We start from the raw sequence: 16,559 nt of genomic DNA on the forward strand, positions 1-16,559 counted from the left end.
CAGCCCGATCCTGCGGAACGCGAAGCTCCAGCACCCCGACCCGCGTCACCAGCTTGCGCTCGTAATAGCCGGACCGGTAACTCGTCCGCTCCGCCGTCCGCTCGCCTTTCTCGGCCCCGATCGCCTCCGTCATCTCGGCTTCAAGAACCTCCTGCACGACACTCTGCAATGCCTGGCGAAAGCCGTCCTCGTCCGACAACAGCAACGCTTTCAACTCGCCTCTGCTCAGTCTAACTTCTCGATTGGTCATGGCACTTCCCCTTCCACGGGAATCGGTGATCGCAACGTCACCACCGTGCCATGGCCGCTCGCCCCTCAGAGCAGGCGCCGTTCTCTCTCCAAAACTTTTTGCAGAACCTTCAGCACACTATCCTAAACTGGCGAATGAAGCCGTTCAACGGCAGAACATCGAATGACCGCTCATGGCGCAACTACGCCCTCAAGCGCGGTCGCCGGTGATGTCCGCTGTAAGGCGGTGGCACAACTAACTTTAACGGCCGACATTAGGCGCAAAGCGGCCATTTAGGCCCGGGCGGACGTCAGTCGCCTTTGGATCATGGGCGTGAATTCGCGGGGCGGACGAGCGGCCGCTTAAGATCAAAACTCGGTCGCTCGAGGTAATTGGGTTTTGACCTCAGCGATACTCGAAGATCGACCTGAAAATCCCGGGCGCGATTACCGATAGCGGATTGACGTCGAGGATCGGCTTGTTGGCGTTGCCCTTGAGCCTGTAGGTGACGCCGATCAGGCCGCGGTCGCGGCCGTTGCCGAGCAGTGCGCCGATCAGCGGCAGTTCGCCGAAGATGCGGTTTACGCCGTAGGCCGGCATGAACGTGCCGGTCATGTCCATATTGTTGTTCTGGTCGTACAACGTGCCCTGGAAGGTGGTGCCGATGCGTGAGCCGCGCAGCACGCCGTTGCGCAGCTTCAGATAGCCGCTGCCCTTGTCGATTTCGCTGAAACCGCGCTCGAACTTCACCCTCGACGTGTCGAGATTGCCTTTGACCGCTTCGTTGAGGCTGCGGTTGTCGCCGGCCGGCGTCGTCGACACGATCGAGGCGAGCTTCGGCTCATTAACGATAAAGAAGTTCTTGGCGTCGACCTGGCCTTTCATCGGCCCGTCGCCGGCCCCGGTGAGCGCCAGCGTGATCGAGCCGCCTTCCATATGCTCGTAGATGTTGAGGAAGCGCAGTATGGCGCCGGCGTCGGCCGACTTCATGTTGAGCGTGCGCAGGCCGCCGCCGGTCGTGTTGCTGATGGTGATGGCGGCTCCCGAACTTGCCGTGGCGCTCACCTTGAGCCCGTTCACCCGGGACCCTGCGGCGCTGTAGTCGAGTTTCAGATTCGACAGCACCTCGTCGTGGAAGCCGGTCAGGGAGCTGACGTCGGCGCTGACCGAGATCGCATCGACGCCGGTGGTCTTGGTGGCGGTATCGACATCGGACGTGAATTGCTTGATCAGCGAGCGTGCGTCCAGCGCGCTGCCGCTGACCTCGACCGCATAGGCCTTGCCCGACCGCTTCACCGAGACGGCGACGTCGTCGCCCCTGTTCAAGGTGACCTTGCTGAACCGGGCCGAGGACAAGGCGCCCTTGACCAGCACCGCGCTGCCGTCGATGGAAAAGGTCTTGCCATCGAGTTCGAAATTGGAGAGCGTCGTGGTGTCGCCGGTCTTCGCCATGGCGAAGACGACCTTGGCGGGAATGCCGGGGCCCTTGCTCCAGCCGGCCCAGGGGATGTCCAGCCTGGCATTGGTCAGGTCGGCCGACACGTTCTGGTTGCCGGTGCCACTCTTGTCGATCGCCACCTTGATGGTTCCGGAAAGCAGCGTCGACAGGCCAGGCATGGCGGTGGCGCGCGTCTTGTCGTCGAGCACCAGCGCCACTTTACGACTGCGCGGCGGGCCGCCATCCCTGAGCGGCTCGATCAGGTCGAGCTCGGCCGGAATGCCGTTGAGCAGCGCCTTCGCCGAGATCACCGCCCGGTCGGGCGCGACCGTGATCGAGCCGTCGGCATGGCTGACCGTCTGGCCCTCGAACGGCTTGCCCAGCGACAGGTCCTTGTAGTCGAGCGCCACCAGCCAATCGAGTTTGGAAGAGTCGACACCGGACTGCAGCGGAATATCGGCCTTGACGTGGCCGGTCACCGTGCCGGACAGGTCGTCCGGCAGCAGGCCGACATGGCGCATGGCATTGATCGGGTCAAAGGATGCCAGCTCGGCGATTGCCGGCGCCTCGCCGGCGACATCGATGTCGAGCGCGCCGATCACCGGCGGATGGTTCGCCGCCTTGACGGTGAGCGTGCCGTTGCTCGCCGCCACCGTGCGGCCGCTCGGCATATAGACGCTGCCCGACGACAGCGCGACGTCGACGTCATTGCCGTGGAAGCCGACGACGCCAACGGCATCGCGGATCGGCGGAATGCGGCCGGCCGTGTCGAAGCGCGATCCTTCGACCTGGAATCGGCCGAACACTTCATCGGCGGAAAGCGGCACGCCGTTGCCGAGCCGTCCGGGCACGACCTGGAACTGCAGGCTGCCATCGACGACGCGGCCGCCGAACAGGTTCTTAAGCACCCACAGCCTGGCATTGCGCGCCGAAAACCAGGGCCATAATTGCTTGACGTGCGAGACCGGCATGTCGTGGACATTGAGCGCGACCGATATGCCCGGCGCCTGGTTGGCGACGAATGAAACCGAAGCCGTGCCCAGCACTTCGCTGCCCGGTCCGGACCGGACGCCGATCTGCTCGGCGACCAGTTTTTGGCTCGTCGGCTGGTAGACGCCGGCAATACGGGCAATGAAGCTGAGCGCCGGCTCCGGCGAATCCGAAGGCGCCAGGGTCGAACCGTCGCTGGTCAGGTCGTAACGATAGGATGGCTCCTCGCCCGCTGCGCCGGTAGCCGGCTTCGGGCCGATCGAACCGGCGAAATCGAAGGTCGAGCGGCCGGTTTTCACCAGCAAGCTGTCGACCTGGATCTTGTTCGACCCGGCGACGAGCGTCGCATCGAGATCGATGTCGGCCGGAAGCAGGCCGCGCGAGCCGAGATCGAGCACCGATCCGGTCAGTGACAGGGCAGCGGTCAGCCGCGAACCGTTGTCGCCGGTCCCTTCCGACCCCGCCAGCTTCAAGGCGATCGCGCCCAATTTGCCGCCTGTTGCCGCAGCGTCGGCATCCGCCGCCTGGATGCTGGCGTCCAGCGTGGTGATGCGTCGCGTCGCCGGATCGCGGGTGGCGGAAGCGGCGATGGTAAGTGCCCTGCCGTCGACATCCGCATCGGATGAAAACTCCATGCTTCCCGGTCCCGTCTGCGACACGGAGGCGTCGGCGATGGTGACCGACTTGACCGATCCGGTCTCGGGCAGTGCCAGCTCGACGTTGCGCAGATCGATCTGGCGCATCGAATCCTCGCGCACCGCATCGAGCGCGCGGTTGAGGTTGGCGAAGACGGCGGCGGAAAGTTTTTCCGGATCGATGAGGCCGTCCTGGTTGCGCAGCTCGGCCGTCCAGTCGCCGCCGGACGGCATCGCCGCCATGACGATGTGCGCGTCGGAAATCCGGGCGCTGGTCAGCCGTACCTCGCCCGAAAGCAGCGGGATCAGCCGGATGCCGAAGCGGACCCGGCCGGCATCGGCCATCGGTTTTCCGTCGGCGGTCTTGAGGCTGACGTCGCTGACCTGCAGCGCAATGAAGCTCGACCCGTCAAGCGTCAGCCGTGCCGGCCCGACGGCAACGTCGACATCGAAGCCGGCCAATTTCTCGATTGCCGTTTCGGCTTCCGCGCGAAGCCGCTCCGAGCCGAAGCCGGACACGCCGATCGCATAGACGCCGGCGGCAGCCAGCAGCACAAGGGCGACAAGACCGGCAAACAGCCGCGCCATCATACGGATGCCGCGACCGATCGACGCCTGGCCGAGCGGCGGGACGCGGCACGCGGACGGAAAGGTTCCCAGGTCGGTGATCTCGTCACGCCTGAACCTGATCTTCTCGTGCTGCGGTAGCTCCTGATCCACGCAATCTTCCGTTGAAACGAATTCGATCGTGGACGAATCCCCGCTCGACATTATATCGATGCAGCCTGGCGCGTAACCTCAAACAAGGGCATCGATATGGCTGACCTCGACGTGGGCGATGTTGCGCCGCAGTTCGATCTTCCGCGCGACGGCGGCGGTTCACTCAGCCTCGCCGCATTGCTGGGAAAACCCATCGTACTCTATTTCTACCCACAGGACGACACCACAAGCTGCACCAACGAGGCGATCGGCTTTTCGCAGTTGAAGCCGGAGTTCGAAAAGGCCGGGGCTGTCGTCATCGGGCTCTCGCCGGACAGCGTCAAGAAACACGACAAATTCAAGGCGAAATACGATCTGAGCGTCGACCTTGTCGCCGACGAAGAGCGCAAAGTGATCGAGGCTTACCGTTTGTGGGTGGAAAAGAAGCTCTACGGCCGCACCTATATGGGCGTCGAGCGGGCGACGTTCCTAATTGGCCGGGACGGACGCATCGCAAGGATCTGGCGCAACGTCCGCGTAAAGGGGCACGCCGAAGAAGTGCTGGAGGCGGTTCGCGCCCTTTGAGAGCTGCGCCAGGCCGCTGCAATTCGATGCCCGTTTTGCGCGAAGACCTTTGGCTGTCGTTCGATCCGGCAAAACTTTGTTAACCCTAATAATGTGTAATCAGGCTTGTCGTTGGTGTCGTAACGAAAGCTTGGTCCCGTGAACGTAGCCAGTCAGTCAGCGGTCTTCGGCAGACGCAAAGAGCCCCACACGGTCATCATCGCCCGGGGCGACCAGATAAGGCATTTCACCATACGCCCGTGGCTGGCGGCATTTTGCGGCTCGGCGCTGGCGGCGATCGTCATTGGCTACCTGCTGGCGACCTCCTATCTGGTGCTGCGCGACGATCTGATCGGCGCCACGACGGCGCGGCAGGCGCGCATGCAGCAGGCCTACGAAGACCGCATCTCGGCGCTGCGCAGCCAGGTCGACCGCATCACCAGCCGGCAGCTACTCGATCAGCAACTGATGGAAACCAAGGTCAGCGAATTGCTGGAACGGCAGAGCCAGCTCAGCCTGCGTCACGGCCGCCTCGGCCCGATCCTCGAACGAGCCGAAAACGAGGTCGCAACGCCGCCCGTGCCGGCGGCAAAGCCGGACGAACATGCCGACGCGACCGGGAGTATCCAGCCGACGGCGTATACTGTCGCCAGCCTTGCCGCTCCTGTGGGCGTTGACGACACTAGGCCGTTCTCGCTGTGGTCGACCCGCGCCGATCCGCTGCCGAGCGAAAGCGCGGCCGACCGGGCAGACAAGCTCTTCGTTTCGATCAACAACTCGCTGAAGGCCATCGAGAGCCAGCAGCTCACCCGCATCGCTACACTTGCCGACAATGCCTACAAAAGCGCCGACGCGATCTCGCAGGCGCTCGAGGCCGCCGGCCTGCCCGTCGATAGCGAATTCGAAAAGAGCGACGTTGGCGGCCCGCTGATACCACTCGACAGCTCGTTGGTCTTCGACAGCAAGGTCAAGGAGTTGGACGAGGCTCTTGACGCGCTGGATCATCTTAAAAAGGAAGCGCGCCGGCTGCCGCTCGCCAACCCCGCCCCCGGCCGCAGCGTTACCAGCCCGTTCGGCGTGCGCACCGACCCCATCCTCGGCACGGCCGCCTTGCATTCCGGCATGGATTTCAGGGCGCCGGTCGGTATGCCGGCCAAGGTCACGGCAGGCGGTGTCGTCGTCAAGGCCGGCTGGAACGGCGGCTACGGCCGCATGATCGAGGTCGACCACGGCAACGGCTTTGTAACGCGTTACGGGCATCTCAGCGAAATCGACGTCGCCGTCGGCCAGAAGCTCGATGCCGGAGACATCATTGGCAAGACCGGCAACAGCGGCCGCTCGACCGGCCCGCATCTGCACTACGAGGTCCGCCACAATGGCGAGGCGATCGATCCGCTGCGCTTCCTGACCGTCGGCAAGAAGGTCGCGCAGTATCTGTAGAGCCGGCGATTCATTCGGCGTGAAGCCTGGCGCGCGGTCAACCGCCCGCCAGGCAATATCAAAGATAGATCGCTTTCAGCCCTCAGCAGCAGCCATGAACGCGCCGAGCCGCCGGTTGAACGGCTCACCGGTCTGCTGAACGCTGTGCCCCGCGCCGGCGATCACGGCACGATCGGCACCAAGCACGTTTTCGAGCACGTCGCAGACGGCGTCGAATGCTGCGCTGTGCCCGCCGGATACCACCAGTTTCGGGAACGGCGCATCGGCAAGTTGCCGAAGCGGAATTTCGGCCTCCCATGGCCCGCGTTCGACGACGAGCATGGCCGCGCCTTGCGCGAGCGGGGGCGGCAGCGGGTCTGGCAATTGTGTCGCCGAGCCGACCAGATGGAGGAACTGGCGCAAGAAAAGCGCGGGATCGTCGCGGGGTCCGCTTTGCCAGTGGGTCTTCAGGCGCGTCACGAGTTCATTGACGGCAACATCCCCGCGCGCAAGGTCAAAGGCCGGCGGCTCGATCACCGTGAGCGAACGGATTGCTCGCGGGCGCATCGCTGCTGCAAGAAGAGAGATGACGCCGCCATAGGAATGCCCGACCAGATGGACGCGGCTTTCGTCCCAGAGGTCATGCGTCCGATCGAGGAATCCGGCAACCAGTCTGGCGTCGACGACGAAATCCTCGCGTTCGGCAGGGGAACTTGATCCGTATCCGGGCCGGTCGACCACAACCAGCTTCCAGCGCTCCGCAAGCGGTAGCTGCGCGGACCATGTCATCATGCCGTTCGTGACGCTGCCGTGGACGAACAGCACCGGCGGCCCGTCGCCCCGCACCTCATAGCCGAGATCAATCCCGTCGAGGGTCAGCTTCGGCATCGCATCTCCTCCCGCACACCGGCGAGAGGAAGTATGCTCCCTGCAACGGAAAGGCGCAACGAACTCCGATCCTTGGCCGGCTCACAACCGGTTCCGAAATGGGCTTCAGGGCGCTGATCGGAATGCCGGCCAAGGTCATGCCTGGCGTCCCGTCCAACCGGTGGCGCTTCATGCTGGAAAATTGCCAGAGTTGGGCCCATCCGCCGGCGGGCGCGAATTCGCCGGCGTTAGAAGGACCTTGGCCACAGGCGAATTATTTTTGAATTCCATTTGACTGAATAAATATTCGGTGCGAACCTCTGCTCTCTCGAGAGGGCGCCAGACATGGCATTGCGCGGGACCAATCAGGAGTTCGGGCGGCCGTATAACCGGCGTATCGTGCTCGAATCCATCCGCCTTCACGGACCGATCGCCCGCGGCGACATTGCCAGGCGGGTCGGACTCACCGTGCAGACGGTGTCTACCATCGTTCGCGAGCTGGAAGAGCACGGTTACGTGTTGTCGCTGCGCGAAGAGCCCAAGGGGCGCGGCCTGCCACCGGCAACGCTGCGCATCAATCCCGAAGGCGGCTATGCCGTCGGCATCCACGTCACCCCGCTGGGCATCAATGCCGCCCTGATCAACCTAAGCGGCGATGTTATCGAGAGCACCTACCGCGAAGCCCCAAATGCAACGCCCGACCACGCTTTCGAGCTGATCGGCGCCATGGTGCTCGAATTGACGGCATTGCGGCCCGGTGGCCGCGTTCTCGGCATTGGCATGGCGCTGCCCGGACCGTTCGGCGTGGAGTCCATGAGCTTTGTCGGGCCGACCACCATGACCGGCTGGAAGGATGTGGCGCTGCGCGAGCGGCTGGCCGCCTCGACCGGACTGCCGGCCTTTTTCGAAACCGATATGGCGGCGGCTGCTATCGGCGAGCGCCTCTACGGCCTCGGAACGGCATATTCCGAGTATTACTATCTTTATTTCGGCGTCGGTCTCGGCGGCGTCATGGTGCATGACGGGGCGGCATTGCGCGGCGCCTGGGGAAACGCCGGTGAAATCGGCCACATTCCCGCGGTGCCGGGCGGCGAGCCCTGCCCGTGCGGCAATCGCGGCTGCCTCGAACGGTATCTCTCGCTCGAGGCGCTGCGGCGCCGCAACATCGCCGACGCCGAGTGGGTGAGCGAGATTGCGCCGATCTTCCGCAACGCCGTCACCATCATCGAAAACCTGTTCGATCCCGAAACCATCATCCTCGGCGGGCTGGCGTCCACCGACCTGCTCGAAAGGCTTGCCGGCGCGGCCGCGCACCTGCCCAATTCGGTCTCGGCGCGAAGCGACCGCACGACGCCCCGCGTCAGCGTCGCACGCGGCGGCCAGCACGCGGTGTTGCGCGGCGCCGCCGCGCTTGCCGTCTCAGGAGTGCTTTCGCCGCGCTTCGGCCAGATCTTCACCGCCGAGCGCGAACGCGGTCGGGATCTCTTGCATAACAAGGGGATCGCAGCATGAGTGAACCGCTGCTGGTGCTCGACAATGTAGCCAAGAATTACGGCGCCATCGAAGCGCTGAAAGGCATCAGCTTTTCGATCGACAAGGGCGAAGTGGTGGCGCTTCTTGGCGACAACGGCGCCGGCAAATCGACGCTGGTCAAGATCATTGCCGGCGGCCTCGAGCCGACCTCCGGCCGCATGCTGTTCGAAGGCAAGGAATTCCTCGCCAAATCCCCCGCCGAGGCCAAGGCCGCGGGGATCGAGACGGTCTACCAGGACCTGTCGCTCTGCACCAATGTCGACGTGGTCGCCAATTTCTTCATGGGCCGCGAGATCAGCAGGAAGGTTCTCGGCATTCCGGTGCTCGACGAGCGCGCCATGGAGCAGGTGGTGCAAAAGGCACTGGCCAGCGCCGGCACCCGCATTCCCTCGCTTCGCACCAATGTCGAGCATCTTTCCGGAGGCCAGCGGCAGGCCATCGAGCTCAATCGGTTCGTGCATTTTGGCGGCAAGCTGGTGCTTCTCGACGAGCCGTTCGCGGCGCTCGGCGTCGAGCAGACGCGGCGCGGCCTCGACATGATCCGCCAGGTGGCGAGCCAGGGCATCGGCGTCGTCATAATCACTCATATCATGCAACAGGCCTTCCAGGTCGCCGATCGGATCGTGGTGATCCGGCAAGGCGTCGTGGCGGGCGACGTCGCACGCAACAAAACAAGTCCCGACGCGGTGATCAACATGATCACCGGAGAGACGCTCGCCGGTGCCGGACCGACGAACTGAGGGACAAACGAGGGGTCCGGCGCAAGAGGAGCGAACGACATGAAGAAAATACTTCTTTCCGTCTTCGGTATCCTGGCACTGGCCTTTGCCACGCTCACGCCGGCATTCGCCCAGTCCAAGGGCACCGTCTACTACATGGTGCCGACATTGCTCGATGAGTTCCAGACCGGCTCGGTGAGCGCGCTGGAATTGTTCCTGAAGCAGGTCGGCTACGAGATGAAGACGCTGAACGCCGACAACAAGACCGACGCTCAGCAATCGCAGATGAACGACGTCATCGCGCTGAAGCCGTCGGCGATCATTCTTGCCGCCGTCGATTTCAATGCGCTGAAACCGTCGATCGAGGCCGCCCGCGCCGCCGGCATCCCGGTCGTCGAGTTCGACCGCCAGATCACCTCGACCCCGTCCGACTTCACCTCGGTGGCCGGAACCGTCGAGATCGGCTACGTCGCCGCCGACCAGGCGCAAAAGCTCCTGACCGCGAAAAACGGCTCGGTGAAGGGCAAGATCCTGCAGGTGCTCGGCGATCCGGGCGACCCCTACACGCTCGATATCCAGAAGGGTTTCGAGGAGAAGATGAAGGCGTTCCCGGACGTCAAGATCATCTCGCTGCCGGCCATGCAATGGGCGGCGGATGCAGCCGGGACCATCGTGAACGACCAGCTGCTCGCCAACCCCGACATCGACCTGATCTTCAGCCATGCAGCGCATCTTTCGGTCGCTGCCGTCGCCTCGCTCGAGGCCGCCGGCAAGAAACCGGGCGACGTCATGCTGATGAGCTCGAACGGCGCTCCGGTCGGCCTCGACCTGATCCGCAAGGGCTGGCTCAACGTCGAAGTCGAGCAGCCGCTCTATGCCCAGGCCGCGGCGGTCGCCATGTTCATGGACAAGGTGGTCAACAAGCAGGAGATCAAGCCCGGCGAATATGATGTGCTTGGCCTGAAATCGACCCTGACCAAAGAAGCGTGGGGGCCGAACATCAAGATCCCCGGCGCTGCGATCACCAAGGAAAATGTCGATAACCCTGCCTTCTGGGGCAACATGAAGCCGCCGACCGAAACCATAAAGCCGGTCGAATAGCAAACTCGCCAGAAGCTCCGGGCCACACAGGCCCGGAGCCAAGCCCTGCAGCCCGGTGCGTTCAAGCGGACGCGCACGGGAACGTTGCAGCAAATTTCAACCGCGCCTGATCTTTCCGAAAACCGAGTGGTTTTTTCGGGGTCGGCGCCAACTGGATCCGCAGATGAATCCCCGCACGCGCCAAACCCTCGAGTTCATCCTCGACAATCTCGTCTGGTTCATGCTGGTCTTCGTGCTGGTGGTCTTTTCCATCCTCATCCCGAACTATTTTCAGCTCGGCATCTTCGCCAACATCATCGAGGCATCGAGCGTGCTCGGCGTCATGTCGATCGGCCTGGCGCTGGTCATCATTGCCGGCCATATGGACCTGTCGGTCGAATCGGTGGCGGCGCTCAGCGCCATGGCGGTCGGCATCCTGTTCTGCTCGTCGGGCATCGGCCTCGGCATCCAGTTGCAGCCGCAATGGCTGATGGTTCCGGTTTCGCTGCTCATCGCGCTTGCGGTCGGCGGCCTCATCGGCGCCTTCAATGGCTACCTGGTGATCAGGGTCAAGATGAGCGCCTTCATCATCACCCTGGCGTCTTACATCTGGGTGCGCGGCCTGGTGCTGGTCATCTCCGGCGGCCGCTCGGCGCAGGACCTTGCGCCGGCGATCCGCTGGTTCGGCATCCAGCGCCTGGGTGGCCTGCCGCTGACAGCCTGGATCGCCATTGCGTGTTTCGTGGTGTTCTCGCTGATCATGGCCAAGACGCCCTTCGGCCGGCACCTGGTCATGATCGGCGGCAACGAGACGGCGACCTTCCGCGCCGGCATCCGCGTCAACCGCAACCTTGTCATAGCCTTTGTCCTTGCCGGCGCCATCGCCGGCCTTGCCGGCTGGGTGCTGGCGATCCGCACCTCCGGCGCGACAGCTAATCTCGGCGTCGGCCTGTTGTTCAATGCCTTCGCCGCGGTCGTCATCGGCGGCGTCAGCCTGAAAGGCGGCGTCGGCACCTTGCCCGGCGTCTATGCCGGCGTGCTGCTGCTCTCGGCCATTAACACGGCGATCAATTTGATGGGCCTGCCGGCCAACTTCACCCAGGTGATCCACGGCCTGCTCGTCCTCGCCGCGGTGCTGCTCGACGCATTCAAGCAAACCATCCGCCAGAGGCTCGCATGACCGGCCGTCTGGAAGATAAGGTCGCGCTGATCGTTGGAAGTGCGCGCGGGATCGGCAAGGGCATCGCACAACGCTTTGCCGAAGAGGGCGCGACGCTTGTCCTGGCCGATACCGAGGCTGAGGCCGGGCAAGCGACTGCGGACGAGCTCGGTGCCGCCTTCATCCGCACCGACATCTCGCAGATGGCTGATGCCGAGGCTGCTGTTGCACTGGCGCTCGACCGTCACGGCCGGCTCGACATCATGGTGCAGAATGCCGGAATCTATCCCTGGCAATTGCTGGAAAACACCAGTCCCGACGATTGGGACCGGGTCATGGCGGTGAACTTGCGCGGCAGCTTCATCGCTGCTCGCGCCGCACTGGTGCCAATGAAGGCACAGCATTTTGGCCGCATGCTGTTCACCTCCTCGATCACCGGCCCGCATGTCACCAGCCCCGGCCACGGCCATTATTCAGCGACCAAGGCCGGCATCAATGGGCTGATCCGTTCGGCTGCGCTCGAATTCTCGGGCTACGGCATTACAGTCAACGGCGTCGAGCCCGGCAACATCCTCACTGAAGGCATAGAGCAGCATCGCGGTGCGGCCTTCATCAAGAACATGGAAGACGCCATCCCGCTCGGCCGTCTCGGCAGCCCTCGCGATGTGGCCAATGCCTTCCTGTTCCTGGCCTCTGACGATGCCAGCTACATCACGGGCACGACCATCATCGTCGACGGCGGGCAGCTTTTGCCCGAGGGCAAGGATTTCCGGCTGCTGCCGCCATGATCCTCGATTTCGGCGGCGGTTTCTTCCTGCGCCGGGCGACCACCGCCGATCATGCAGCGCTTGCGATGATCTGTCTCAAGACCGGCGATGCCGGCAAGGACGCCAGCGGCCGCGAGGACGACCCGGAACTGCTCGGCCTCCTCTACACTATTCCCTACCAGGTGCTCGAACCCGAGCTGGCCTTCATTATCGATAGTCCCGCAGGTGCGGCCGGCTACCTGCTTGGCGCGGCCGATACGGGCGCTTTCAATGCCAGCCTGGCATCAGAGTGGTATCCCGACCTTCAGCGGCGCGTGGCGGACCCGGGACCCGACAGCTCGCGCTGGCGCGGCAGCGACTGGGCGCGGCATCGGGTCCATCATCCCGATTTCGCTGTTCCGCCTGCGCTGACCGCCTATCCGTCGCATGGCCATATCGACGTGTTGCCGCAAGCGCGCGGGAAAGGCATCGGCAGGCGCGCGATGGCCTTCCTCGAGCAGGGGCTTGCCGCGAGCGGCTCGACCGGCATCCACCTCGAAGTCATGCCGGAGAACGATGGTGCGCTAAGGTTCTACAAGGCGATTGGATTTGCGGTGGTGCAGGACGCTGATTCATCGAAGCGTTGTGTTTATGTGGCGAAACGGATTGCTCACGCTCCGGCGATTGCAGGCTGATCTGCGACAAGCCAATCGCCCAAGTTGCAAAGAACCGGGAGGCCTATGGAAGTACAATGCTGCCGTTCTGTAGCAGCCAGTTGCCCCGCGTGAACACCTTTGCCGCGGGAACGAAACCTTCGTCGCGTGCTCCACCGCAGACACGAAAGTCACCAGCATCACGGTGCGGGGCTAATTCGAGTGTTGGCGGAGCGTCTACTAGTTCATATGGGCGGCAGGGGAACATCCGCGACCGTTCCCCCGGCCACAATCGAGAGCACATAAAGCAGATAAATGGCTAATACCAACAGGGCGAGGAATGAACCGCTGGCAAAGACTCCTGCAACCGCGGCGTCGGGATAAGCTTCGACTTGTTCTTTCTTGAAGGTGTCTTCTTCGTTACGGGTTGTGTTCACAACCCGTTCGCCTGGAAGCCGGTTTTTTTCAGCTTCCTTCGATATCTTATCCGCGAGATCTCCTGCGATCACGGGATCGTCCGGAAGATGACTCACAAGCCATCCAGGAATATTTTCGCTCCCGCCCATGCCCATACGCAATTGAGATACTGCAAGTTGTAGCTTTCGGCAATCGTTTCCCTCATGAGAGGCAAGCAGATCAGACTTAAGTCCCTGCGGAAAGACAGTTCGAATCAGACCAAAGTCCGAGTAGCACAGTGGTCGGATGCGTCTCACCTGGGCGATCAGCTTGAGCGGTGTAGCCCAAACTGAACACATCGAGGAAAATGGTGGGCGATGACGGGCTCGAACCGCCGACATCTTCGGTGTAAACGAAGCGCTCTACCAACTGAGCTAATCGCCCGCCCCGGGCCGGACCTTTAAGCAGTTAGGACCGGCTTCGCAAGGCCAAATGAGCGGCGAGTGGCTTGGCCGGGAGCCGGTTTCGGCAACAAAGTTCGGCTTGTCAAAAAACCTTCTCCTGTTTGCTGTTATGCTGTCCGGGTCCGCTTGACACCCGGTGGCTTACCCCTTATCCACCGCCCCAACGACGAACACGGCTGACACGTGCTCGTCTATGCGCGGGTGTAGCTCAGTTGGTTAGAGTGCCGGCCTGTCACGCCGGAGGTCGCGGGTTCGAGCCCCGTCACTCGCGCCATTTCTCCTTTGGGGTCACGTCCCCTTGATGTCGGAGAAATGTCGACGTTGATTTGTCAAAAACCGTCTTCGTTCATGATGTAATCCATACGGTCTCACCCCTCGGCGAGCAGCGCCTCGACCTCCTGCAGCGTCGGCATGGACGGCGCGGTGCCCGGGCGCGTCACCGAAATGCCTGCGACGGCGCAAGCGAAGCGCACCGCCTGCAGGGGTTCCATCCCCCTCGACAGCGCCGCAGCCAGGCCGCCATTGAAGGCGTCGCCCGCACCCGTGGTCTCGATGACCGGGCCGGCGGCGACCGCTGCGACATGCTCGGAACGGTCGGCCGTGTGCAGCAGCGCGCCCTTTTCGCCGAGCGTCACGATTACAGCGCCCACGCCCTTCTCGAGCAGGCTGTCGGCGGCACGGCGGGCATCGTCGATGGAGGATACCTTGATGCCGGTCAGTTCCTCGGCCTCAGTCTCGTTCGGCGTGACATAGTCGCAAAGCGTGTAGATACGGTCCGGAAGCCTGGCCGCCGGCGCCGGGTTGAGGATGGTGGTCACCCCTGCCCCGCGCGCGATCTCCAGCGCCCCCAGCGCCGCCTCGATCGGCTGTTCGAGCTGGGTGACGAAAACGCCGGCCGCGCGGATCAGGCCGGCATTTGCCTCGATATCGGCGGGCGAGATCAGCATCGCCGCACCAGGGCTGACGATGATCGCGTTGTTGCCGCTCGTCTCCTCGATGAAGATATAGGCGGCACCGGTGTAGCTTTCCGGCGTGTCGATGACGGCGCTCTTCACGCCGGCGTGCGACCAGGTCTGTCTCGCCATATCGGCAAAGGGATCGACGCCGAGGCGGGTAAGGAAGGTGATATCGGCGCCGAGCCGGCCGGCTGCCACCGCCTGGTTCGAGCCCTTGCCGCCGGGGCCGAGCGTGAAGGACGTGCCCAGGATCGTCTCGCCCATGCGCGGCTGGCGGGCGGCGCGGTAGGCCGTATCGGCGACGAAGACGCCCAATATGACAACCGGCTTCATGACGATCGGTTTCGCCGGCATGCCGCTACTCCGCATCCGGTGGCACGACGCCCTTGCGGAACGCAAAACAGCCATAGAAGCGGCGCTCGCCGGTCTGGATGACGCAATAGGCCTTCTTGGCGCGTTCGTAGAAGGCGTAGCGCTCGACCGAGATCATCGGCCAGGCCTTGCCCTCGGCGGCATCGATCTCTTTTTGCACTTCCTGCTGCACGGCGGGAATGTCGTCCGGCTTGCCGACGATCTCCATGCGCGCGGCCGCGTCGTCGACGAAGGTGTCCAGCGGATAGAGCGACAGTACCGCCTTGACCACGTCGGCCGCCGACGCATCGATGCGCAGCAGCCGGCCAAGCACGGTCTGGCGCGCCACCGAATCGGACGGGAAATTGGTGTCGGCGATAATCAGATCGTCACCGTGGCCCATCGCCCGCAGCGCCTGCAGCACATCGGCATTGAGCAGCGGATCGATTCCTTTGAGCATGGTATTCCTCGCGAAGTTTGCTGGGGCGAAATCAGAGACGCTTGCCGGTCTCTGCGTCGAAGAGATGCACCTGGTCGAGCCGCGGTTTCAGGTGCAGTGTGTCGCCCGGCTTGAAGTCGTGGCGCTCACGGAACAGCGCCACCATCTCGCCCTCGCCGAAGCGCAGGAACACCAAAGTCTCGGAACCGGTCGGCTCGACCACCGAAATCTTCGCCGGAACACCATCGGGATGGATTTCGAGATGCTCGGGCCGCACGCCGTAGACGACATTACGGCCATCCTCGACGGCACTGGTTGCCGCAATCGGGAACGGCGTCCCGGCGATCTCGACGACGGGCTTGTCGCCCTTGCGCACGACGCCCTTGAGCAGGTTCATCGAGGGCGAGCCGATGAAGCCGGCGACGAACAGGTTGGCCGGCCGGTCGAATAATTCCAGCGGCGCGCCGACCTGTTCGATGCGACCGTCGCGCATCACCACGATCTTGTCGGCCATGGTCATGGCCTCGATCTGGTCGTGGGTGACGTAGATGGTGGTGGTCTTCAGCCGCTGGTGCAGTTCCTTGATCTCGGTGCGCATCTGGACACGCAGCTTGGCGTCGAGATTGGAGAGCGGCTCGTCGAAGAGGAACACCTGCGGGTTGCGCACGATGGCGCGGCCCATGGCGACGCGCTGGCGCTGGCCGCCAGAGAGCTGGCGCGGATAGCGCTTGAGGTAGGGATTGAGGTCGAGGATGTCGGCGGCGCGCTTGACCCGCTCAGTGACCACCGCCGGGTCGGTTTTGCGCAGCTTGAGAGCAAAGGCCATGTTCTGCTCGACCGTCTTGTGCGGATAGAGCGCGTAGTTCTGGAACACCATGGCGATGTCGCGCTTGGCCGGCGGCAGATGGTTGACGACGCGCTCGCCGATGGCGATGGTGCCGCCGGAGACCGTTTCCAGCCCGGCCACCATCCTCAGCAGCGTGGACTTGCCGCAGCCGGAAGGCCCGACCAGCACCACGAACTGCCCGTCGGCGATGTCGACGCTGACATCGTGCAGAACCTTGACGGTTCCGAACGCCTTGGCCACATTGCGGATCGCGACTTGAGCCATCATTCCCCCTTCAGTTGCCGTGAAGCTAAACAACGCAAACGGCGAGGGCAAGTCAGTCTCTTATAGATAAAAAACCCATTCACGTTGACACCGCACTTCGTTGTGCGAATA

15 protein-coding genes and 2 tRNA genes are annotated in these 16,559 nt (G+C 63.5%); 9 read left to right on the forward strand and 8 right to left on the reverse strand.

Going from position 1 to position 16,559, the window contains the following annotated elements; translation table 11 throughout:
• Both NKI29_RS11115 and NKI29_RS11120 read right to left on the reverse strand, forming a co-directional pair.
• Nucleotides 1–250 (reverse strand): transposase (locus NKI29_RS11115; protein WP_352796259.1); only part of this gene is annotated, 250 nt, incomplete at its 3' end.
• 384 nt (nt 251–634) lie between these two features.
• A complete protein-coding gene (locus tag NKI29_RS11120) occupies nt 635–4,012 on the reverse strand; it encodes a hypothetical protein (protein WP_352796261.1) in 3,378 nt (1,125 codons plus the stop codon).
• A 96-nt stretch (nt 4,013–4,108) separates the two neighbouring features.
• On the opposite strand from NKI29_RS11120, the gene NKI29_RS11125 reads away from it, so the two are divergent.
• Together NKI29_RS11125 and NKI29_RS11130 are read left to right on the forward strand one after the other, a co-directional pair.
• Nucleotides 4,109–4,576: a peroxiredoxin gene (locus NKI29_RS11125; protein ID WP_352755218.1), complete on the forward strand. Its 468-nt coding sequence runs from the start codon at nt 4,109–4,111 to the stop codon at nt 4,574–4,576.
• A 138-nt stretch (nt 4,577–4,714) separates the two neighbouring features.
• On the forward strand, nt 4,715–5,995 hold the full coding sequence (locus NKI29_RS11130; protein WP_352755217.1) for a M23 family metallopeptidase: 1,281 nt from the start codon (nt 4,715–4,717) through the stop codon (nt 5,993–5,995).
• Nucleotides 5,996–6,070: 75 nt separating this feature from the next.
• On the opposite strand, the gene NKI29_RS11135 is transcribed toward NKI29_RS11130, so the two are convergent.
• Complete coding sequence (locus tag NKI29_RS11135) at nt 6,071–6,862, reverse strand: alpha/beta fold hydrolase (protein ID WP_352700516.1); 792 nt, start codon at nt 6,860–6,862, stop codon at nt 6,071–6,073.
• A 324-nt stretch (nt 6,863–7,186) separates the two neighbouring features.
• On the opposite strand from NKI29_RS11135, the gene NKI29_RS11140 reads away from it, so the two are divergent.
• The 6 genes from NKI29_RS11140 to NKI29_RS11165 all read left to right on the forward strand — a co-directional run bounded on the left by NKI29_RS11140 (nt 7,187) and on the right by NKI29_RS11165 (nt 12,773).
• A complete protein-coding gene (locus NKI29_RS11140; RefSeq protein WP_352619162.1) occupies nt 7,187–8,353 on the forward strand; it encodes an ROK family transcriptional regulator in 1,167 nt (388 codons plus the stop codon).
• Complete coding sequence (locus NKI29_RS11145; protein ID WP_352571437.1) at nt 8,350–9,114, forward strand: ATP-binding cassette domain-containing protein; 765 nt, start codon at nt 8,350–8,352, stop codon at nt 9,112–9,114. Before NKI29_RS11140 ends, NKI29_RS11145 begins: the two co-directional genes overlap by 4 nt.
• 39 nt (nt 9,115–9,153) lie before the next feature.
• Nucleotides 9,154–10,194: a sugar ABC transporter substrate-binding protein gene (locus NKI29_RS11150; protein ID WP_352571438.1), complete on the forward strand. Its 1,041-nt coding sequence runs from the start codon at nt 9,154–9,156 to the stop codon at nt 10,192–10,194.
• Nucleotides 10,195–10,357: 163 nt separating this feature from the next.
• Entirely contained in the window at nt 10,358–11,353 is a 996-nt protein-coding gene (locus NKI29_RS11155) for an ABC transporter permease (RefSeq protein ID WP_352571439.1), read from the forward strand.
• A complete protein-coding gene (locus NKI29_RS11160; RefSeq protein ID WP_023674668.1) occupies nt 11,350–12,120 on the forward strand; it encodes an SDR family oxidoreductase in 771 nt (256 codons plus the stop codon). Before NKI29_RS11155 ends, NKI29_RS11160 begins: the two co-directional genes overlap by 4 nt.
• A complete protein-coding gene (locus tag NKI29_RS11165; RefSeq protein WP_352571440.1) occupies nt 12,117–12,773 on the forward strand; it encodes a GNAT family N-acetyltransferase in 657 nt (218 codons plus the stop codon). The genes NKI29_RS11160 and NKI29_RS11165 overlap by 4 nt, the downstream gene beginning before the upstream one ends.
• A 203-nt stretch (nt 12,774–12,976) precedes the next feature.
• On the opposite strand, the gene NKI29_RS11170 is transcribed toward NKI29_RS11165, so the two are convergent.
• The gene (locus NKI29_RS11170; RefSeq protein WP_352571441.1) at nt 12,977–13,309 is read right to left on the reverse strand and encodes a hypothetical protein; all 333 of its coding nucleotides are present in this window, start codon (nt 13,307–13,309) and stop codon (nt 12,977–12,979) included.
• Nucleotides 13,310–13,495: 186 nt separating this feature from the next.
• Nucleotides 13,496–13,571, reverse strand: a tRNA-Val gene (locus tag NKI29_RS11175).
• 217 nt (nt 13,572–13,788) lie between these two features.
• Here NKI29_RS11175 and NKI29_RS11180 point away from each other — a divergent pair.
• Nucleotides 13,789–13,865 (forward strand) — tRNA-Asp (locus tag NKI29_RS11180).
• A 94-nt stretch (nt 13,866–13,959) separates the two neighbouring features.
• Here the strand turns inward: NKI29_RS11180 and rbsK are convergent.
• Genes rbsK through NKI29_RS11195 form a run of 3 tightly spaced genes read right to left on the reverse strand, consistent with a single transcriptional unit; the run spans nt 13,960 to nt 16,448 of the window.
• Entirely contained in the window at nt 13,960–14,901 is a 942-nt protein-coding gene (rbsK, locus tag NKI29_RS11185) for a ribokinase (RefSeq protein ID WP_031211227.1), read from the reverse strand.
• Nucleotides 14,902–14,905: 4 nt separating this feature from the next.
• Nucleotides 14,906–15,358: an RbsD/FucU family protein gene (locus NKI29_RS11190; protein ID WP_352571442.1), complete on the reverse strand. Its 453-nt coding sequence runs from the start codon at nt 15,356–15,358 to the stop codon at nt 14,906–14,908.
• Between the two features lie 31 nt (nt 15,359–15,389).
• A complete protein-coding gene (locus tag NKI29_RS11195) occupies nt 15,390–16,448 on the reverse strand; it encodes an ABC transporter ATP-binding protein (protein WP_352456634.1) in 1,059 nt (352 codons plus the stop codon).
• Nucleotides 16,449–16,559 lie beyond the last annotated feature (111 nt).

Source organism: Mesorhizobium sp. M0678, from assembly GCF_040320505.1.
GTDB lineage: Bacteria > Pseudomonadota > Alphaproteobacteria > Rhizobiales > Rhizobiaceae > Mesorhizobium.